This is a genomic window from Orientia tsutsugamushi str. Boryong, assembly GCF_000063545.1.
Classification (GTDB): domain Bacteria; phylum Pseudomonadota; class Alphaproteobacteria; order Rickettsiales; family Rickettsiaceae; genus Orientia; species Orientia tsutsugamushi_C.
This window is the reverse complement of the sequence record NC_009488.1, coordinates 1,076,177-1,097,086: the sequence shown is the minus strand read 5'-3', so window position 1 is coordinate 1,097,086 and position 20,910 is coordinate 1,076,177. Positions and strand designations below refer to the sequence as shown.

Sequence of the window (20,910 nt, the reverse complement as noted above, 5' to 3'; positions counted from 1 at the left end):
AAACCGAGTTGGAATCTAGTTGTTTACTGAGATTTAAGAGATACTCTTCTTCATTGATTTGTTTCTGTGAAACAGTTTTGAGTTCTCAAATGGTGTAACTTGCAATTTTTGAATTTCGTATCCATATACATCCTGTACAGCTTGTAATATCTTTGATTCATCACATTCTGTTAGTGTGATATTTTTAAGCAACTTAACAAAAAACCTAGTTCGAACCGCTTGCCCAAAACTACAAGAAGTCAAAATTTGATAAGCCATAGCTGCTTCAAAAGAACCAGCAATTTTATGCTTCAACTGACTTTCCTTACTAAGATTTGCGCTTGTTTCAATATATGTCCCTGAAAAAAGTCTCAGGTGGACATGAAATTTCTTTCATGTTGGAGCGAGATTTTTTTCTGGTAAGGCTATATTTTCTTCTTTTCATTTTTCGTTATAATGCTGAAAATTTTTTAGAAGTTTTATGCAAGGGACATTACGTAACTTAACATTGTCTTTAATTATTGTCCTATTTTCAACTTCAATAAAACCTGCATCTCTTAATTCTACTAAGCATTGCTTAACTCTTCTTTGACCAACATTCAGCTTATCCTCATAAAGCTGATAACTTTCCTGTAATTCATCTATATCTTTGTTGTAATAGATATGTAGTCTAAATACTATACATGTTATTACATATTATTTATGGCGTCTTGAAGAATAATTCTCCTTTTAATCTTAATGTTTCAATCCATCAGAAATAATAATTTTATAAAAACTTACATCTTTTTTATAAAATTATTATTTCTTTTCTTGATTCTTATCACGGTATCTATAGCTAAACTAGTATAAAATAGTTATGTTATATACTTTTCGAAAATGGTGTCTATGTCACAGTAATATTTGATTCTGCTTGATTAGCTTGAAAATATTTTTTCAATAGGTCTAAATCAGGAAAATGAAAAGGTAAATAGTCTAATACATGTCCATCTTTTTCTATCGTAGTTTTTAAATGAGGATGTTTATGAAAACTTGGATTGTTCATCACAACTACAGAATGATTAGGTAGTTTCGGAATTAAATACTGTTCTATTCAACAGTTAAACACAGCAGTATTAACATTGCAGTTAAAATTGATACGCGGTTAGCATGGATTTATCTACTAATGCTTCTATAATATTAGTTCTCTTTGACGAATGTTCAATCATAAACGCTGTAACATCTCATGCTTGTTGCTGCATATCCGTCAGTTCTATGGGGACTATGAACAAAACTATCATTCGTAAAAACAAAACTTTTCCTTTGTTTTTATACCTTTTTATCTTATTCTTAAATTTTAATTTCTCTTCTTTTTTTGACTTCGTATGTTTTATAGCTTTTTTTATATGTAATATTTAGTCTCTTTAATGCTTTTTGTATAGCGGGCTTACTTACCACCCTAGTCCTTCAGCTCTTTCATATTGATATGCATTACTACATTGATTCCTATCGCACAATTTTTGTAAAGATATGAAAACATATTTATTAGATACTGAAGATAAGCGTTTATTAAATAAACGTTCATTAATTGAGTCTGTCTTTAATGTATTAAAAAAACATATGCATTTAGAGCATATTAGATATCGTTCTTCTATTAATTTCTTGGTTCATATAATCACTTCTCTTGCAAGTTACTCTATCTCCAAACTTAACTTCCTACCTCTTATCTTCTCTTCTACTACCTTATCCTAATCTGGCGTTTAAATAGCTAATAGAAGACTTGAAAAATATTATGAATAATGAAGTATAAAATGCATGTTTAATACTATAATACATAAGCATAAAAAGTATACAATCATTGCTCTTACTAGAGTTTGACATACTTCTTATATTAAACTCTGTTTTATATAAATTAATGATGCAATTTCTAAATTATCGCTGAAGCAATTACAATGTCAGATATTTATGCAAAGCACAGTTTTTGGCTTTATGACTCTTACTATTTTGAGAGCTATTCAGAAAAAGCATAAAGCTCTTCATTAACTTTGTTATATCCTATCTTCTTAATATTCAAGCAATTGAATGCAATAATAAATACAACAAAAGCGCACATTATTATATTTATTCCTAGCAATAAATACTTAAATACATACTTGCAAATAATACTAATTCTCATAATAACTTACTTTTTATAGTAACAAACCTTTGATTTAACTATCAATTAATATTAATGCGACTAACTCCATGTTTTGTCTTATTCCATTTAAACGGTTTAACACATAGTTCAAAAATTGCTTTATAGCTTGCTATTACATGTAACATAGAATATAGCGGCCAAATTATAAAACATAATAAGTCTTGTAATGTCAAATTGCTCCAATGACCTTTAATCCTACACAATGCTATCCAAGACATCACATGCATATAAGCTAACGCAAAAAGCATATTATACCACAATATTGTTCCTAATGTACAGTCATTATCAATTATACCACTAATAAGCCATAGCGGAATAAATAAAAACATAAGAGGCGAGAACAATATAAAAAGGCAGATACAAATATTAGCACATAACCCCAATCTATTTCTTATATTTTTATTATAACTCATAAAAACAAAGGAAGTTTGAATAAACCCTTTAATCCATCTTGATCTTTGATGCAACCATCCTTTACAATCAATCACAGCTTCACCATAAGTATAAGAATCAATAACTGCAGTTTTAAATCCAGCAATATAAATTCTTAATCCTAAGTCAGCATCTTCAGTAACATTATAAGCATCCCAGTAACCTAAAGATTTTAGCATCTTTGCTCTACAATGATTGCTAGTTCCGCCTAAAGTTACAGGCAGCCCTAAACATGTTAATCCATACAAAAAAAAATCAAACCATAAGCAATATTCTATGCTCATTAACTTAGTTAATACATTTTCATTTTTGTTATAAAAGTTAATTCTAGCTTGTATACATTGATAATCAGGTTGCAAATTTTGAAAATGATATATTACTTTTAATAATTGATCAGGTTCTGGACTGTCTTCAGCATCATAGACAGTGATATACTCTCCGACAATATAATTCATTGCATAATTTAATGCTTTAGGCTTAGTTTGAGGAAATGAGAAAGGTACTTTAATAACATGAAAATAATGAGCTAGATGCATTGTAGTCAGCTCAAGCATAGTATATACATCATCTTCCTCAATAATAATTTTTACCTCAATTCTGTTTTTAGGATAATTAAGTAACTCTATTGCTTTAACTATGTCTCTAAGCTTCTCTACTTCATGATATAAAGGTACTAAAATAGTATAAAATGGAAAAAGCTCTACACTATAATATAAACTACTTAAATGAAGTTGATATCTTAACATAGCTACTTTAAATAATAATAACTTTAAAACACCATGCGCAAAGTATAGTAAATGCATAATGAATAAAAACCCTTCTCTAGAAAACTGATGAAAAAAACTTAGTGTTAAGATAATTTTTCCAGTAAGTAAAACATAGTTAATATTTTTAGCATTGACCTTATCATTATGCAAATCAAGCAAATATTTAGATCTTGCAACATTTAGTCTTTTAAAAGAGTGATCGATCAGAGAAAAAAAATCTTGTTTGCTAACTAATTTAACTAGATAAGTTGAGAAATGTTGAGCAATTAATTTTATTTTTAAAGGGTTATAATTGTTTAATACTATTATCTTATTTTGATCAATATCAGTACACAACAAATATCGTTTTTGGCAATATTCGCTTTGCCTGATGTGGTCAAGTACATTATATTTTATGAGTTGCTTAGTGTTAATTAGCTCAAGCTTGCATTCTTTTTGAATTGTATCTAATACCTCAGTCTCAGTAGTTAGGCCTTTAACTAACAAGGATTCTAAGCTATCTATATCACCATCTTGAATATTACAAATAAAATTATCAATTGATATAACTAATAAATCTAATTCTTTATCCATAAACCTACTACTATTCCTTTGCTATTAGGTCCTTTATATGCTCTATAACGTTCCATAAAAATGCCAAACTGGACTGTTAATTCTAATTGATCTTTTTTGACCGATCGAGCAATAGATATTTGATCATGAATTATGGTATTCTGATCCTGTTTGTTATTTTGATAAATATAATAATTTCTTTGAGCTATAATTTTGAAACTATTTTTAAATTCTGCAACGTAACCAATTCCACATTTTAATACATAATCACTCATCAGTTGACTGATAGATTCAATCGCTCCTCCAACCTCAACTAAATGTATGAGCTTTATTGAGCGTAAACGATAAATATAAGCTGCTAATAAGTAAAGTTCACTGAACTGTTTAGCTTTTTGCGCTGTGCCAAATTTAAATGCTAACATAGGCTGAATCGCTATAAGCATTCTGTTGCTTTTATATAGTTGCCATTTAGCTAATAATTTAAAATCAATAATTTTACCAAGTATATCATTAATAAAACTAGGCATTTCTTGGTAATGAAAATTTATCCCCAAAGCCAAGCCTGAAAAAATTCCGCATTCGACAGCAATAGATATTGTACTAGTAGGATAATATTTAGTATTATCCTCAGCTAATTTTTTTACCTCAAACTTCAGCTTATCAATTAACTGACGAATAGTTGTTAAATCTTTAACACTGATATTTGGCATTCCTTGAATAGTATTAATAGTATTTTTTAAATCTTGCTTTAATAATCGCTTAAGCTCTTCAGACATATTCATAGGATCAATCAAAGCAGATTCTAGATTAGTTAAAGTAAGCTGTAAGTTATTAATTGCATTAAATGCTAACTGAGAAGTTGGAGTGCTATCAGCCTTTTTAATCATTAGTTCTTGCGCTTTTCTTACACCTTTCTCTCCTAAAGGACTATACATACCACCTTCAAGTAGCATCAATATTTCCCATTGCTGTAGTAGTTTTACATTGGCTCGTTGAGACTGTATCTTTTCATTAAGACTTTCTATAATTCTATAATGTATAGATTGTATTTCACTTAAAAGAGATGAAATGCCTTTATGAAGAGCCTGATTATATTCTAATACTTCCTTTTTTTGCAATAATCGCTGCTCATACAGCATTCTACAAGATTCAGTAACTCTAGAATCTGTAGAATTATAGGTAATAAAAATGTTATACTTATTAACATCAGGTATCCAGGGAGTAGCAGTAATTGCTTGAGTATTGAAGAATATTATAAATAAAAAGAAATAAACTGTACCATGACTTATATATTCTCCCTTAGCCATAACATTATTTGTTTAAACAACCCATGTTTTAATTTATCTGAATCGTTAGCATTCACATAAAATTTATGCTGCTTGTTAGCATAATATTGAATAACCCCTATTACAGCCGAATAAGAGCTTGAATTGCAATCTTCTGCTAAACCAGGCAACAAATGTGGAATTCCAATCCTGGTGTATTTATCAAAAATTTTACTTACTAATTCTCTGAACCCTCGCAAGATTGCTCCACCACCAGTTAACACTATACAACGAGCGATTAAATAGTCAACTCCTACTTTATCATATTCTATTTTGACTAATTCTAATATCTCTTCAGCTCTTGGCTGAATAATTTTTGATAACTGAGAAATAGTAATACTAGATTTGCCATTACTATAGTTAGCTTCGGGATCAAGATCTTCAAAATTAATAATATTATCTTTATTTACCATATTGACCATAGCGTAGCCATATAATACTTTTAGTTTTTCAGCTGTTTTCATGCTTAATGATAGTACTTTTGCAATATCAGAAGTAATATGCCAGCCTCCGATAGCTACATTGCCGCTATATAATAACTTACCATCAAAAAACACTCCAAAAGAAGTAGTTTGAGCTCCTACGTCAATTATTATTGCGCCCAAATTTTTTTCATCTTCAGTTAAACAAGCTAAGCCGGATGCATAAATTGACAAAACAACCTCTTGTACCTCTACCTGACACTTTGCAAGGCAATTAATAATATTAAGTAGCACATTAGAATTAGCGCTTATTAAATGTAATCTGCATCCTAACTCCTTACCATGCATTCCTATTGGATCTTGAATTGAATTATTATTATCAAGTGAAAACTCAATAGGAAAGTAGTGTATTATTTCTTGATTCTGTATTTTGAAATTGTATAATGCCTTGGATATAAGCTTGATAATGTCCTGCTTGGTTACGTATTGCGTTGCAATTTTAATTTTGCTATAGGTATAGTAAGATTTTGTGCAAACATTTGACAGAGAAATAGTAACATGTTTTATAGTTTTGCCAAGATCTTTTTCTAAATTATATATTGCGCTAATAACACTATTTTCAGCTTTTTTAAAATCTGAAATAATGCCAGATTTAATTCCTGATGAATAGTAAAACCCTTGGCTTACTACACTAATTAAGCCATTATTTTCAACATAAGATGCCACAGCTGCAATTTTACTACTACCTATATCTATTGATACAAAATTACTAAGCTTAGTTCCCATGGGTTACTACAAAATTTTCCTAACATTCAATTATTTACAAAAGCTAATCAATATTACAGCCTACTAACCGTATGATATTCAAACATAATGCTGAGTGTGCAGCAAATAACAAATTATGCAATAGTCATATAGTTTTCCTTGCCTTATTTTTAATAATCTGTTATACCAAAGTTTGGATAGATGTCCGAGTGGTTTAAGGAACCGGTCTTGAAAACCGGCGCTACAAGAAATTGTACCGTGGGTTCGAATCCCACTCTATCCGCCATATAATTCATCTTATCATGACTTTAAGTTTATAGTAATAACTTATTTTGATGCTTCTTAGATGTGTTTTTTTTACCTGTAGATAATCTATTATTTTGTTTAATATACTCATCTACTACATTAGCTAGCTCATCTAGCTTTCCTCGAAAAAAGTGATCAGCACCACTCAAAGATTTATATTCAACATCAATATTCTTTTGCCTTGATAACTTGTTAACTAATTCTAGTACAGATTCTTCTGGTACTATACTATCTTGCTCTCCCTGAACTATCAAACCAGGTATTGGGCAAGGAGATAAAAATGAAAAATCAAATTTATTAGTAGGAGGTGATACTGCAATAAAATTATTTACTTCTGGCCTTCGCATAATTAATTGCATACATATCCAAGCTCCAAATGAAAAACCTGCTACCAAGTAATCTATACTTGAAGGATTATGTAATTGCAGCCAATCTAAAGCAGTAGCTGCATCCATTAATTCACCAACTCCATTATCAAAAGCGCCTTGAGATTTGCCTATACCTCTAAAGTTAATCTTCAATGCTGAAAACCCATTTTTTACTAAAAGAGTGTGTAAGCAGATTATAACATCATGATTCATGTTGCCTTGAAAAAAGTCTGGTGGTAAATGAGGGTGTAACACTAAAGCTACTGGAGCTTTTGAATCATCCGATTGAACATATTCTCCCTCAATTCTACCAGCTGGTCCATTAAAAAACACTTCAGACATAATATTTTGTACTTAATAATAGTTGACTAAAATAGTAATGTATTAGATAATAAAAAATCTAATTAAGCTATACTAAAGCATATGATAAAAAATATTTCAACAGTAATAATTAGATGTTTGCTATAGTTATAGCAAATATTTTTTAGTCTAGTTTATTTAGAATTTTTTCTATATACCAAAATAAAACAAGAGGTTGTAAGTCTATTGATATTAACCACTAAAAGCAAATATGCTGTTATGGGAGTGCTAGATATTGCAAGTAGAGAGTCAAGCAAACCAGCTAAATTATTTGAAATTGCCAAGCGTCAGAATATAGCACTCAATTACTTAGAGCAGCTATTCAATAAGCTTAAAAATAAGGGGATAGTAAAATCAGTTAAAGGCCCAAATGGAGGTTATTTATTAAGCTGCGATATAAAAAAAACAACTATTAATGATATTATTTTTGCTGTTGAAGAAAAAATTCAAATTACTAGATGTAATAATAGCAAAGGATGTTTAGCATTAAATATTAGATGTACTGCTCACTATTTGTGGGAAGAATTAGAATATAAAATTAAACACTACTTTAGTGAAATCTCTTTGGATGATATAATTTCCGGGAAAGTAAAGTCACAAGCTTTAAGAGCAAGATCACTTAGGTTAAATTAAATGGGTTCAGTAATGTATAACTTTATTGATCATAGCACTGCAGCAGCTATTGAAAAAGCTAGGTATTATAATTCTACTGACAAGTATTCTTTCTCTAGTTTTAACATAGATAATCAAGCGAAAACAAAACAAAAAAATAAAAAAGTATATTTTGATTACAATGCAACAACTCCCATACATTCAGAGTCACTAGAAGTTATGTTAGAAGTGTTACATATGCCAGCTAATCCTTCTTCGATCCACTATTTTGGACAAATAGCTAAAGGGTTTATAGAAAAAGCTAGATTGCAAATTGCTAATACATTAGATATACCATTAAGTCATGACAAATTTAATTGCATATTTGTTTCTTCAGGTACTGAAGCAAATAATTTACTGCTTACTAGCTTTAAAAAAGTCTATAAAAATGGAATAATTATTACCTGTGCAACAGAGCACCTATCAATATTAAATTGCGCTAGAAATTATAATGACACGCAAATTATAGATGTAGATGACAAAGGTATTGTTGATCTTATACAGTTACAAAATACGCTTTATAGTAATAAAGGTTTGCCTTTGTTAGTTACAATTATGTTGGTAAATAATGAAACTGGAGTTATACAGCCACTTGAAGAGATAGTTAGACTATCTAAAGAACATCAAGCATGGGTTCATAGTGATTGCAGCCAAGCTTTTTCTAAGATTCCAGTTAATATCACTCAGTTAAATCTCGATTTTGCTACAATTTCAAGCCACAAAATTGGAGGACCAATAGGTGCTGCATCTCTTATAGCAAAATCTCCAAATTTTATTACACCACAAATGGTTGGTGGAGGTCAAGAAAATGGGATTAGAGCCGGCACTGAAAATGTTGCTGCAATAGCTGGATTTGGCAAAGCTGTTGAACTTTTACCTAAAATGCTGAAACAAAGTAATTTTACTAAAACATTAAGACAATATCTTGAAGACAAAATTAGCAGAATAGACAATAAAATAAAAATTTTTGGCCAAAATGCTCCCAGAGTTGGTAATACTAGCATGATAATGATGCCAGAGGTAACATCTCAACAACAAATTCTTTATTTTGATATTAATGGATTTGCTGTTAGTGTTGGTTCAGCATGTTCTTCAGGCCAGCTAAAACAATCTTACGTACTTACAGCTATGAAGATTCCAGATCATGAAGCAGACTGTGCAATTAGAATATCTCTTGGATGGAATAACACTGAAGAAGAAATAAAACAATTTTATACATTATGGCAAAAACAATATTTGTATCATATCAAGGCTAGCAATATAAAGAAACAAGCTTAAATCAAATAAATATTATGATAAACACAGCAACAAAAACAGCAGAGTTAAGGTCAAAATTAAAAAACAATAATGTTAAGTTTCCTATTTATATGGACTATCAAGCAACTACACCTATTGATACTCGAGTAGTTACTGCAATGTTGCCATATTTAACTGATAAATTCGGCAATCCACATTCACGTAGTCATTTATTTGGCTGGGAATCAGAAGAAGCAGTAGAAGTAGCACGTAAACATGTTGCATACTTAATTAAATCAGATCCAGGAGAAATTATTTTTACTTCTGGAGCAACAGAAGCAAATAATTTAGCCATTAAAGGAGTAGTAGATTTTTATAGTAATGACAAAAAAAATCATATAATTACTGTTATGACTGAACATAAATGCGTTATAAATACTTGTAGGCATCTAGAACAAAAAGGTATTAAGGTTACTTACTTACCTGTTAATAGTAATGGATTAATTGATATAAATAATCTTAATGATGCAATCAGTGACAGTACTATTATGGTATCAATTTCAACAGTTAACAATGAAATTGGGGTTATTCAACCAATCGAGGCCATAGGCCAAATTTGTCGTGAGAGAAAAGTTTTTTTTCATACCGATATTGCTCAAGCTTTTGGTAAAATACCAATTGATGTCACTAAATATAATATTGACCTTGCTAGCATTTCTGCTCATAAGATTTATGGGCCAAAAGGTATAGGTGCTCTCTATGTTAGAAAAAGGCCAAGAATACGTATTAGCCCAATCATTCATGGTGGAGGGCAAGAAAGAGGAATGCGATCAGGTACTGTACCTACTCCTTTAGTAGTAGGATTTGGAGAAGCAGCAAGAATTGCAAATATTGAAATGTTTGAAGAATATAATCGTATTCAAAAAATGTTTAGTAAGTTTGTTAACTATATATTGAACCATATACCACAAACTTATTTAAATGGAGATATTAAAAGCAGATATCCAGGCAATATTAATATCAGCTTTGCATGTGTAGAAGGAGAATCTTTAATATTAGCACTCAAGGATCTTGCAATTTCTTCTGGATCTGCTTGCACTTCTGCTTCATTAGAGCCTTCTTATGTTTTAAAGGCAATGGGAGTTGATGAAGATTTAGCTCACACTTCCTTAAGATTTGGCCTTGGAAGATTTACTACTGAAGAAGAAGTGGACTATGCAGTATCACTGATTGTTGATCAAGTAAATCAACTTCGGGATATTAGTCCACTTTGGGAAATGACACAAAAAGGAATAGATATAAAACAAATTAATTGGTCAGTGCATTAAACAACTAATTAACTCTCAATCAATAAGAGGAAAAAAATATTATGAATAATGATGCAAAAACAGTTACAGGTACTCGTACAGCTGGTTATAGTTCAGAAGTTATAAAGTACTATGAAGATAGATCTAATGTTGGATCACTTGATGAAACAGATAAATCAGTTGGCACTGGATTAGTTGGTGCTCCTGCTTGCGGCGACGTTATGAAACTGCAAATTAAAGTAAATGATCACGGAATAATTGAAGATGCAAAATTTAAGACTTTTGGCTGTGGATCAGCAATAGCTTCAAGTGCTTTAGTTACTGAATGGATAAAATCTCAATCTTTAAGTGATGCAGAGCAAATTAAAAATAGTAAGATTGCTGAACATTTAGCATTGCTGCCAATTAAAATGCATTGCTCAATGTTAGCTGAAGATGCTATTAAGGCAGCTATTGTTGATTACAAGTCTAAGCAAAATAAAACATAAATAATTTTTATTATGAGTGCTATTAATTCTTCACAATTACAAATTAATGAAGCTCGTAAGCAGGTTATTACTATTTCAAGTCGGGCAGCTAAAAGAATTAAAGAATTGCTTGCTAAACGAGAGAAACCATCTTTAGGCATTAAAGTAGGCATTAAGACAGGAGGATGCTCTGGCTATTCATATTATATAGAATATGCTGATGTTAAGGGAGATTTTGATGAAGTTATTATAGATAAGGGAGTAACAGTGCTAGTTGATCAAAAAGCGATACTTTATTTAGTTGGAACTACAATGGATTATATTGAAGGTAAATTTAATTCAGGATTTGAGTTTAGTAATCCTAATGAAAAAAATCGCTGTGGTTGTGGTAAATCTGCAAATTTTTAATTATACTTACTATGATAAATTATTTTCAACTATTGAACTTACCTGAAACTTTTAGTTTGGTTTTGGAAAATATTGAAGATAATTATTTTCAGTTACAGTTAAAGTATCATCCCGACCAAGTTAAAAATGTTGAAGAAAAAAATAAATATTTACAAATATCCAGTAATTTAAATCTAGCATATAAAACATTAAAATGTCCATATACTCGAGCTGAACATATTCTAAACCTGAAAGGAATCGATTTAACTGCGCCAAATCTTAAATCAGTAATAACTATTGATTTTTTGGAAAAAATTTTTTCATTTCAAACTAGGTTAAATGCTATGAATACTGTTACTGAATTAAAAAAATTACAGAATATTTTAAACGTATCTTATAATAACACTACTACAGAGCTAGAGTCTTTATTAGCTAGCAGAAATTATGAGGCAGCAACAGTAAAAACAATGGAGTTAAAGTATTGGGTGAATTTAATAAATATTATAAATCATAGGCTAAGAGATGCCTCTAATTAACATTGAAGAACCCCAAAACCAATCAATTCATACTTCAGAGATTGTAGTTGGTATTGATTTTGGCACTACTAACTCTTTAGTAGCTCATTCAATTAATAGTAAGGCATATGTTATTGCTAATTCTCAAGGTTTAAACAAGCTTCCTTCTATTGTTAGTTTTAATCATGAAGGCAATGTTATATCTATAGGAAGTAAAGAAAAACATTATATTGCAATCACATCAGTTAAAAGATTACTAGGTAAAAGTACTGAAGAAATATTGAATTCTAGCGCTATTGGACAAGAAATTAAAGAATTGTTAGTTAAAAATACTAATATTACTAGCTTAAAAATTGCCGATAAAACTATTAGTCCAATAGAAATATCTGCTAAAATTATTAATCAGCTAAAGTTGCAAGCAGAGCAGTATTTTAATCAAAAAATAAAAAAGGCTGTTATTTCAGTTCCAGCTCACTTTGATGATGCAGCTCGTAATAGCATAAAGCAAGCAGCTAAAATTGCTGATCTTGATGTATTGAGATTAATTAGCGAGCCTACCGCTGCAGCATATTCATATGGACTTGATAAAGGTTCAAATGGTGTTTATTTAGTTTATGATTTTGGAGGCGGAACTTTTGATGTTTCACTTCTAAAAATCAAGAATAAAATTTTTCAAGTTATTGCTACAGGAGGAGATAATCAACTTGGAGGAAATGATATTGATTATTTAATTCGAGACTATCTTTGTAATAAATTGACTCTTAACCAAGATCATCTTTCAACTGAATTTTTAGTATTAATTACTGAGCATTGCAAAATAGCTAAAGAACACTTAACTAACAATAAATTTTTTAATCAAACAATAAAATATAATGGCCAAAATCTTAAGTTATATATTACCAGAACAGAATTTGAACAAGTTATAAGTCATATTATTAGTAAAACAATCCACATTACTAATCAAGTTATCCAAGAAAGTAAAATAAGCGAACAGTTAAAAGGCATAATATTAGTTGGAGGAAGTAGCAATATTCCTTTAATAAAAAAATTATTAAAACAAACCTTTAAAGTACAGATATTATCTGATTTAAATCCTGAAACGGTAGTAGCAACTGGGGCAGCTCTTCAAGCTGAAAATTTAACTTCATCAAACCAACATTTACTAATAGATGTAGTTCCACTATCATTAGGATTAGAAGTAATGGGAGGTATAACAGAAATTTTAATTCCAAGAAATTCTCCTATACCAATTGCAATTATTAAGAAATTTACTACCTATGCAAATAATCAAACAGCAATAAACTTCCATATAGTACAAGGTGAAAGAGAAATGGCAGCTGATTGCCGATCTTTAGCAAAATTTACGTTAAGCAATTTACCATTAGGTCCTGCTGGTAGCATTAGTGTTGAAGTTACTTTTGCTATTGATGTTGATGGTTTGTTATTTGTTAGTACCAGTGAGCAAAGAACTGGAATATATGAATTTATTACCATCAAATCTGCTTTGAATATCAGCGGAGAAGAAGTAAATAAAATTTTAGAAAATGCTTATCAGAACAATCTTTTAGATTATAACAAGAAACAGCTTAATGAAGCGATTACTAAAGCTAATTTTATGATTAACAATATTAACCAATTAATAGCTCAAAATACAAACTTAATCTCTCCAGACAATATGAATTTAATTGAAAATGTCATTCAGCATTTACAAAAATCTATAAAATCAGGTCATATAAGTGCAATTCAGGAAGGTATTAAGCAGCTTGAAGATTTTAAAAGTTTTTTGCTAAACAGTAGTTTAAAACTTGCTTTACAAGGTAAAAACATTGATAAATTACTAAATAATAAACTAAAGTAGATTTTTAATTGCTATTATGATACCACAAACAGTAAAAGTTATTTTTATAATTAATGATACAGAAGAAAAAATGGTTGATGCCCAAATTGGGCTGTCATTATTAGAAGTAGCTCACCATAATAAAATAGACCTCGAAGGAGCTTGTGAAGGTTCATTAGCATGTTCAACTTGCCACGTAATAGTTGATCCAGGTTGGTATAAAAAACTTCCTTTACCTGTTGAAGAGGAAGAAGATATGCTAGATTTAGCATTTGGGCTAACTAATACATCTAGGCTTGGGTGTCAAATTATTATTACAGAGGAACTTGACGGATTAATTGTCAAACTACCAATAGCAACTAGAAATGTGAGTTTATTATAACTAAAGTTTGATATAAGACAGCAGATCAGATAGAAAGTAGAAAAATGGGAAGATCATTCAAATTTAAAAAATTAAGCGTAGTAAATAGACTTCTTTCGAAACTGGTTAACGTAGTTCAAAATTATAAATACCAGAGATCAAATTAAATCTAAGACCGAATCTTTCACGTCTATTTCGATATTTATCAGCAATAATTTTGAACTACGTTAACCAGTTTCGAAAGAGGTCTAATGTAAGAGTTTTACCTCAATATGCTCCAACTTAGAACAACATCGTGCTTAATTAAGGAAACGAGAAGCTCAAGATATAGCATAAAACAAAAAGGGAGTTACATTAGGAGAGAAAAGCGGTAAAAATAAGAAGAGAATAAGAAATATGGAAGCAGCATATTCATATGATTTAAGAAAGAGAGTAATAAAACTAATAGACCTCTTTCGAAACTGGTTAAGGTAGATCAAAATTATAAATGCCAGAGATCAAATTAAATCTATGTGAGTAGACCTAACCAATTGCTCAATTAGGCCCCTCCTCAGAACCGTACTTGCAGAATTACCGCATCCGGCTCTCAAAAATAAGATAAGCATTATGCCTTATTTGTTGTCTAGAACATTGAGACAATCTTTCCAATTTTAGGAAAATTTACTTTTTTAAGTATCTCGGTTAGTCTTTTCCAATTCATCTTACGTTTTCCTCCCATTCTATTAAACCAGTTATATATTGCCCGTTTACTTTGGTTGATAAATGAACTTACTCGTCTTTTGTTATCCGATATACCATGATAGTTGATCCATTCACCTAATAACTCTAATGACTTGTGATAATGTTTGTGTTTTATCTTGCTTGTTTAGCTGAGCACGCAAATATTTTCTCAGTCCTTTCAGTTTCTCAGTAAAACGATCTCTCCTTGAGGTATATTTTAGTCTCCATGTTATGCCAAATCTTGATTTTCTCCAATAGCAAGTAAATCCAAGAAAATTATAACTTGCGATCTTCCTGCATTGTTGGGCTAAATTTGCAGCATGGTCTCTACCAGATTTTATCATTTGTGATTTAGCTTCATTGATATTTAGCCCATACTTATTTAACCTTTTAGGCAAAACATCATAAAACCTTTTCGCATCTGCTTCCCTTTCAAAGACAAATACCATATCGTCGCAGTACCTCACCATTCCTGTTTGTCCCATTAAGTTTTCTTTGCTGATTTTTGCAAACCAGCTATCTATAACATAATGCAGAAAGACATTTGCCAGGATTGGTGAAACTATTGATCCTTGACGACAACCTTCTTTGTTAGTAACTATAGTACCATTTTCTATGATTGGTGTTTCAATCAGTTTCATAACTAGTCTTAGAAATTTCTTGTCAGATATTCTCTTTCTTAGAAATTCCATCAACTCACAATGCTTGATTGTATTGAAACACTTTGTTATATCAATCTCTACTATAGCCCCTTTATTGAAGTTATACGTAAGTCTATTTAACTTCCTTAAAGCATCGTGTGCATTTAATTTAGGTCGAAATCCATATGAATACTTTAAAAGAATATTTGCTCAAACACAGAGTTTAGTATCTTGCTTACTGTAGACTCGATTATCTTATCTTCAAAACATGATATTACCAAAGGTCTTTTGCCTCCATCTTCTTTTGGAATTTCCGTTATTCGTGCAGGTTTAGCCTGATATTTCCCATTGCAAATTCCTAGTAAGAAGCGAGAGCAGATTTGCTTTCAATTTCTTACCATAATCCTCTTTGGTTATACCATCTATTCCTATCGCTTTTCTTGCTATCGAGTTCCTTATATTGTTCTTCTAACATCTTTAAATCAATAATAAAGGTGAAATAATGTCAGTTAAAATTACTAAAGGCAATAAAAGCGATCTATCTATAGCTTTAGTTATTTCTGAAGGCTTATCTGGTAAATTGTTTGGTGATATAAAGCTTACATATCTAAAGAGTTATTTCATCAACTGTTGTCCAATGGTCTACGTTTATTTACTAATCTTCGCAAAGATATGAAAACATATTTATTGGACATAGATGATAAGCGTTTATTAAATAAACGTTCCTTAATTGAGTCTGTTTTTAATGTACTAAAAAAACATATGCATTTAGAGCATACTCGACATCGCTCCCCTATTAATTTCTTTGTTCATATAATTGCTTCTCTTGCTTCTTATTCTATCTCCAAACTTAATCCCTATCTTATCTCCTCTTCTTCATCTTCTAATCCCTTATCCTAATTTGGCGTTTATAACAACACAGTAGTCTTAAACATTGAACTGTACCTGTTAGCTACATAGTTCTGAATTAAGATTGTATTTAGTGTAATGTATTAAAAGTTTAACAAAATATTTTCCTTTGAAGGCATTTTAGATTATACCTTTCTAACTGTTTCTTATCCTAAACAATCATTTGTAATTTTAATCTTTGAATGCTATGTAAGAAGTACTATTGTTTAAAACGTCTCACTATTTTTTGTATCTTAATCCTCATAACTACTATATATGCTTGTCGCAATTCCAGTTATTGCTAGTCGACCTATATTGCCATCAGCTATTGCATCAGAGCATAAACTATCGCCAATATCATTACTTCCATACCAATCACAAAGCAAGTCATCTATCGCTTTTGCAAAGTTGGTCATTGCTGTGGATACATTACTCGTTTCATCAATATCATGAAAAGAGCTATATGCTTTCGCAAGTTTCTTTTCAAGACTGATAAACTTTTTTATATGCCAAAGTGATGGCTGTTGCTGATCCTGCTCGCCACGTGCATCATAGTGGTGAGAATATTGTCCTAATTTATTAGTTTCTAATACTTTCTGTATCTTACAAGTAAAGTATATGCTAGAACCTACAGCGCCTACCATAGACATTGGAAAATAGTTTAATATTATACAACGTAAAATGTCTTGATTGCTTGTACTGTCTGAACGCAAGCCATGGGCAATAATAAAATTTTCTAAATCATCTGTATGTCCATCAGCAGTTAGGTAATCATATAAGTCAAAACACATTGGGAAAGTAATTAAGGTAGATGGATTGCGATTAAGTTCAACAAAAAATATATCCATAAATGAACAAAACGCTTGCCATTCTGTTGGATGCATATCCTTATCCATTATACTTTCACTTTTTAATACACTTTTTATTTTTTCTAGAACGCTGCCACGTATTAAAGACCACAATTGAAAATTGTGCCGTTCATAAGATGAAAAAGAAAGTACTTTTGTTTGGCGATAAATACAAGCACTAGACAATGAATCTATTATAGGCATAGAATATGCTTTATGAACTTTATTAAAAACTGTAGTATTATCAATCCAAACTAGTGAATTTGCTGAACAAAAACTATTGATCTTGAAATCATCATCAATTTTTTTTTCTGCTGATGCATTTAGCTCAAGTAAATGCAGTTTTTTATTAAGTATGCTACAATTAATACGCTCACATATATATAATAATTTTCTAATGCCATCACATTCAAAACTATTACTTGTTCCTTTAGTAAAAATACATGAATTTTCATGAATAGCCAAATTAGCACTTAGTAAAGGCCCATGAATTAATTTGTTATAAGTAACATAACCACAATAACTTATAGTAGCTAGCATATATGATATTGCTTGCATCTTTGCGCAGCTCCTGGCTTATTTTTATTAAATTACACTACATTAAGAATTAATTGATAGGCTTTTTAGGTTAAATTTTAAGTTGATAATTAACTAAATATACCTTATATTATAGTAAATTAAGCCAAATTATGCATAAAGCACTTTAACTGGCATAAAACACTAAATTAAACAGTAATTATATAATTTTGAGAATTACTCTATATATTTCTTAATTTAAGAAGACACTTTATTGATACATATAAGCTTACCTATCACAAAAAAGACATCCTGTAATTCATTCATCTCTTATAAAGATGTCTACTCACATGTCCCAGTCATTGATAAGATTTTCTTCTCCGCAGTACTTTACTACTTGCTCCTCAAATGCTAAACGAACTTTCATTGCACATTCTGATATTTCATTAGTTACATAATCTAAATCCTTACTTCTACTTCCAGATTGATCCTTCTGCATTAAAGATTTAAACTTACTTGAGTACTTTTCTATCTTACTCTCCATACGTTTAATTTTTTGATCATCATTATATCCTTGCGTCATGTCAGTGACTAATTCAGCCAAAAATTTCTTATTATATTCCTCATTCTTTTTTTGTATATTTTGTAAGTTTATTTTTGCGAACTTAACAAGTTGCTGTGCTTTCTTCCTCTCAATTGAAAGATTATTTAACTTTTTCATGCATGTACTTTTGAATTCAATATATCGCATTTTATTCACCCAATATTTTGAAGATTTACTATATTAATAACAGAACCTCAGAAAAAGTAAAGAGATGATAATATAGCTTAACGCTAATTTAGGATAATAGAAAGTCTGAAATGCATAACAATGGTATACACAGGATAATATTTCGTTATTAACGCCAATTTAGGATAAGTAAGAGTATAAAAGGTAGTGAATAAAAGGTATACAAAGAGAGGATGTTGAGTTAAAAAGAAAATTTAAATAAAAAAGGAATAACCCAACATGAAAAAATGTATCATAACGGTATACTATTTAATAGACAATTTTTGCAAGATATATCAAGAGTAGGAAAGGAAGAGATTAATACCAAGTAGTAATCAAAGAAACAGAGAGATGGAAAGTTGTCCTTAGCTGAGTTATTAACAATAGCGATATATTTTTATTTGTCTCCATGCAAGGATTTTAAAAATTATTATCTATATTACTTGCGTCATAAGTATAAAGGATACTTTTGTTTACCAAGCTATAGTAGGATAATACAACTGTGGCCTAGAATATTGCTACCATTAGCCGTATTAATGCATTATCTGAAAGGAGAAGAGACTGGTATATATTACATACCTTTCATGTTTAAGATGATTTAACTAACTAGAAGAAATAAGTTAGATTAAGAGCTATTATGAGCTTTATAAGCTTTATAAAATCTGCTATGTAGTTTATTCTCGTTTGAGTTGATACATGAATTTAACTGTAGCTGTATTAATATTATTTGTCAATATGACAATAATATCTTGATGTTAATTGCGGAAATATAACGTAAATTTATGTCTAATATTTGGCTAGTTGAAGTGCTAATTTTTAATCCAGCAACTTGAATTTATAGTTGATAAGCTTAGAGTAACCTTCAATTGATAACGTCGCTTAAAAATATTTTTTATTTTTACAAAAGTATTTGCTATTCAATAAAAACCATACTACAGACTATAAGTTTAAGCTAATTTTAAAAATTAATAAGTTATTATTTAATTACTTCAATTTTAAATTAATGAAGGGTGATAAATATGCCAGTAAAAGTATTTAAATTTACACAAGCAGCATTAAATAAAATAAAAGTACCAACCAAAGAAGAAAAAATAATCAAGTTTAGAGATATAACACAAAGGAACTTACTGTTTATAATATCATATACTGGATTTAGAAGACTATATTTATGAATAAACATTAATGGCATGTATTATAAAAAATAAAAATAGGAGATTTTCCAGATCTAACGGTAGCAGAAGCTAGAAAAAAGATACAGCAGTTAAAAAGTGATATTGCTAAAGGAATAAATCCAATGGATGAAAGACGGAAGATAAATAAAGAAAGAAGAGAAAAAAGAGAGAAGAGGCTTAAAATTAAAGAATGAACTAACATTCGGACAGGTGCATGTAAAATATACTGAATATAGTAGTCTTTATCATAAAAGTTGGAAAATAATGGCTCAAAGAGTAAAGAGATATCTAGAATCTTTATACAATACAAAGATATCTGAGATTACCAAAGAAGATATTCAGAAGCTTTTTGACGAAAAAACAGCAAAGAAACACTATGTAACAGCAAACAGTATTCTAAAACTGTTAAGCCCTATATTTAATAAGGCTATAGAGTGGGGATTATTAGAAAAGAATCCTGTATGTGGAATAAAAAGGCACAAGCAAGAATCAAGATCTAGATATGTAACAAATGAAGAAATGAGAAGACTTATGGCCGTGCTAAAAGAAAAGGGAAATAGTCAATTAACAGAATCGCAAAAGCGAGCAGAACGATCAGGAAAAATTTTTACATTTATAAGTTTATTCACTGCAGCACGTAAAAGTAATGTATCAGGAATGAGATGGGACGAGATAAGCCTTAGCGAAAAAATATGGTGTATACCAAAAACTAAGAGTAAAAATGGTAAAACTCTATATATAGGGTTAGCTGATAAATTAATAGAAGTATTGCAAACCAGAAAACTATGCTCAAAAAGTGAATGGGTATTGCCAAGTTCAGCAGACAATAGTAAACACATATCAAGTTCAACAATGCATCGAGCATGGGCTAAGATTCGAAAAAAAGCCGGAATACAGAATGTAACAATACATGATCTTAGAAGAACGTTTGCAACTTGGATGAAAAATAATGGTGAAACACTAGATACAATATCTCAAATATTAGGACATAGTAATACTAATATAACTAAAATTTATACTATACATAGTTTAGATAAGGCAACAATTGCTACAAATAAAGTTGTCGAAAATATGCTGAGTATATTCGGTACCAATGTTTGTTTGAACGAGATACTATCTGGAATAGTGCCATAATTAAGTTGCGGA

Annotated in this window: 20 protein-coding genes, 1 tRNA gene and 3 pseudogenes; 14 read left to right on the top strand and 10 right to left on the bottom strand. The window is 30.1% G+C overall.

Features of this window, described 5'->3' with window-relative positions; translation table 11 throughout:
- Positions 1-33: 33 nt before the first annotated feature.
- Complete coding sequence (locus OTBS_RS16430; protein WP_041621158.1) at positions 34-294, bottom strand: hypothetical protein; 261 nt, start codon at positions 292-294, stop codon at positions 34-36.
- A 568-nt stretch (positions 295-862) separates the two neighbouring features.
- On the bottom strand, positions 863-1,021 hold the full coding sequence (locus OTBS_RS17905) for a hypothetical protein (RefSeq protein ID WP_332370186.1): 159 nt from the start codon (positions 1,019-1,021) through the stop codon (positions 863-865).
- Between the two features lie 449 nt (positions 1,022-1,470).
- On the opposite strand from OTBS_RS17905, the pseudogene OTBS_RS12200 reads away from it, so the two are divergent.
- Positions 1,471-1,707 (top strand): annotated as a pseudogene (locus OTBS_RS12200) (transposase); the annotation flags it as partial.
- Positions 1,708-2,172: 465 nt separating this feature from the next.
- Here the strand turns inward: OTBS_RS12200 and OTBS_RS05285 are convergent.
- From OTBS_RS05285 to ftsA, 3 genes are read right to left on the bottom strand one after another with little or no spacing between them, the layout of a single operon-like run.
- Positions 2,173-3,924: a glycosyltransferase family 2 protein gene (locus tag OTBS_RS05285; RefSeq protein ID WP_011944783.1), complete on the bottom strand. Its 1,752-nt coding sequence runs from the start codon at positions 3,922-3,924 to the stop codon at positions 2,173-2,175.
- Positions 3,909-5,210 carry a hypothetical protein gene (locus OTBS_RS05280; RefSeq protein WP_011944782.1) on the bottom strand — a complete coding sequence of 434 codons (1,302 nt, stop codon included), beginning with the start codon at positions 5,208-5,210 and terminating at the stop codon, positions 3,909-3,911. Before OTBS_RS05280 ends, OTBS_RS05285 begins: the two co-directional genes overlap by 16 nt.
- The gene (ftsA, locus tag OTBS_RS05275) at positions 5,189-6,436 is read right to left on the bottom strand and encodes a cell division protein FtsA (protein WP_011944781.1); all 1,248 of its coding nucleotides are present in this window, start codon (positions 6,434-6,436) and stop codon (positions 5,189-5,191) included. Before ftsA ends, OTBS_RS05280 begins: the two co-directional genes overlap by 22 nt.
- Positions 6,437-6,610: 174 nt before the next feature.
- Between ftsA and OTBS_RS05270 the strand changes: the two genes are divergently transcribed.
- Positions 6,611-6,701, top strand: a tRNA-Ser gene (locus OTBS_RS05270).
- 28 nt (positions 6,702-6,729) lie between these two features.
- On the opposite strand, the gene OTBS_RS05265 is transcribed toward OTBS_RS05270, so the two are convergent.
- Complete coding sequence (locus tag OTBS_RS05265; RefSeq protein WP_011944780.1) at positions 6,730-7,431, bottom strand: alpha/beta hydrolase; 702 nt, start codon at positions 7,429-7,431, stop codon at positions 6,730-6,732.
- Between the two features lie 204 nt (positions 7,432-7,635).
- Between OTBS_RS05265 and OTBS_RS05260 the strand changes: the two genes are divergently transcribed.
- The 8 genes from OTBS_RS05260 to OTBS_RS05225 are packed head-to-tail and all read left to right on the top strand — an operon-like array spanning position 7,636 to position 14,231.
- The gene (locus tag OTBS_RS05260; protein ID WP_011944779.1) at positions 7,636-8,082 is read left to right on the top strand and encodes an Rrf2 family transcriptional regulator; all 447 of its coding nucleotides are present in this window, start codon (positions 7,636-7,638) and stop codon (positions 8,080-8,082) included.
- Positions 8,083-9,378 (top strand): cysteine desulfurase family protein, encoded by a 1,296-nt coding sequence (locus OTBS_RS05255; protein WP_232488931.1) that lies wholly within the window; start codon positions 8,083-8,085, stop codon positions 9,376-9,378. It abuts the gene before it with no gap.
- Positions 9,379-9,392: 14 nt separating this feature from the next.
- Positions 9,393-10,664: an IscS subfamily cysteine desulfurase gene (locus OTBS_RS05250; protein ID WP_050897538.1), complete on the top strand. Its 1,272-nt coding sequence runs from the start codon at positions 9,393-9,395 to the stop codon at positions 10,662-10,664.
- 41 nt (positions 10,665-10,705) lie between these two features.
- Positions 10,706-11,131 (top strand): Fe-S cluster assembly scaffold IscU, encoded by a 426-nt coding sequence (iscU, locus tag OTBS_RS05245; protein ID WP_011944778.1) that lies wholly within the window; start codon positions 10,706-10,708, stop codon positions 11,129-11,131.
- A 12-nt stretch (positions 11,132-11,143) separates the two neighbouring features.
- The gene (locus OTBS_RS05240; protein ID WP_011944777.1) at positions 11,144-11,518 is read left to right on the top strand and encodes a HesB/IscA family protein; all 375 of its coding nucleotides are present in this window, start codon (positions 11,144-11,146) and stop codon (positions 11,516-11,518) included.
- Positions 11,519-11,529: 11 nt separating this feature from the next.
- A complete protein-coding gene (hscB, locus tag OTBS_RS05235) occupies positions 11,530-12,033 on the top strand; it encodes a Fe-S protein assembly co-chaperone HscB (protein ID WP_011944776.1) in 504 nt (167 codons plus the stop codon).
- The gene (hscA, locus tag OTBS_RS05230; RefSeq protein WP_011944775.1) at positions 12,020-13,870 is read left to right on the top strand and encodes a Fe-S protein assembly chaperone HscA; all 1,851 of its coding nucleotides are present in this window, start codon (positions 12,020-12,022) and stop codon (positions 13,868-13,870) included. Before hscB ends, hscA begins: the two co-directional genes overlap by 14 nt.
- A gap of 16 nt (positions 13,871-13,886) precedes the next feature.
- Entirely contained in the window at positions 13,887-14,231 is a 345-nt protein-coding gene (locus OTBS_RS05225) for a ferredoxin family 2Fe-2S iron-sulfur cluster binding protein (RefSeq protein ID WP_011944774.1), read from the top strand.
- Positions 14,232-14,336: 105 nt separating this feature from the next.
- Here the strand turns inward: OTBS_RS05225 and OTBS_RS14155 are convergent.
- A pseudogene (locus OTBS_RS14155) lies at positions 14,337-14,432 on the bottom strand (IS5/IS1182 family transposase); the annotation flags it as partial.
- A 590-nt stretch (positions 14,433-15,022) separates the two neighbouring features.
- Complete coding sequence (locus OTBS_RS12195) at positions 15,023-15,775, bottom strand: reverse transcriptase domain-containing protein (RefSeq protein ID WP_232489049.1); 753 nt, start codon at positions 15,773-15,775, stop codon at positions 15,023-15,025.
- A gap of 277 nt (positions 15,776-16,052) precedes the next feature.
- Between OTBS_RS12195 and OTBS_RS05215 the strand changes: the two are divergent.
- Positions 16,053-16,471 (top strand): annotated as a pseudogene (locus tag OTBS_RS05215) (transposase); the annotation flags it as partial.
- Between the two features lie 242 nt (positions 16,472-16,713).
- On the opposite strand, the gene OTBS_RS05210 reads toward OTBS_RS05215, so the two are convergent.
- Positions 16,714-17,847, bottom strand: coding sequence for a hypothetical protein (locus tag OTBS_RS05210; protein WP_157866379.1), 1,134 nt, complete (start codon positions 17,845-17,847; stop codon positions 16,714-16,716).
- A 322-nt stretch (positions 17,848-18,169) separates the two neighbouring features.
- Positions 18,170-18,574, bottom strand: coding sequence for a hypothetical protein (locus OTBS_RS05205; protein WP_232488929.1), 405 nt, complete (start codon positions 18,572-18,574; stop codon positions 18,170-18,172).
- Between the two features lie 1,037 nt (positions 18,575-19,611).
- Between OTBS_RS05205 and OTBS_RS16425 the strand changes: the two genes are divergently transcribed.
- The 3 genes from OTBS_RS16425 to OTBS_RS05200 all read left to right on the top strand — a co-directional run bounded on the left by OTBS_RS16425 (position 19,612) and on the right by OTBS_RS05200 (position 20,898).
- A complete protein-coding gene (locus tag OTBS_RS16425) occupies positions 19,612-19,764 on the top strand; it encodes a hypothetical protein (protein WP_232488819.1) in 153 nt (50 codons plus the stop codon).
- Positions 19,765-19,793: 29 nt separating this feature from the next.
- Positions 19,794-19,958 (top strand): Arm DNA-binding domain-containing protein, encoded by a 165-nt coding sequence (locus OTBS_RS18365; protein WP_410517964.1) that lies wholly within the window; start codon positions 19,794-19,796, stop codon positions 19,956-19,958.
- A 70-nt stretch (positions 19,959-20,028) separates the two neighbouring features.
- Positions 20,029-20,898 carry a tyrosine-type recombinase/integrase gene (locus OTBS_RS05200; RefSeq protein WP_050897536.1) on the top strand — a complete coding sequence of 290 codons (870 nt, stop codon included), beginning with the start codon at positions 20,029-20,031 and terminating at the stop codon, positions 20,896-20,898.
- The last annotated feature ends 12 nt before the right edge of the window (positions 20,899-20,910 follow it).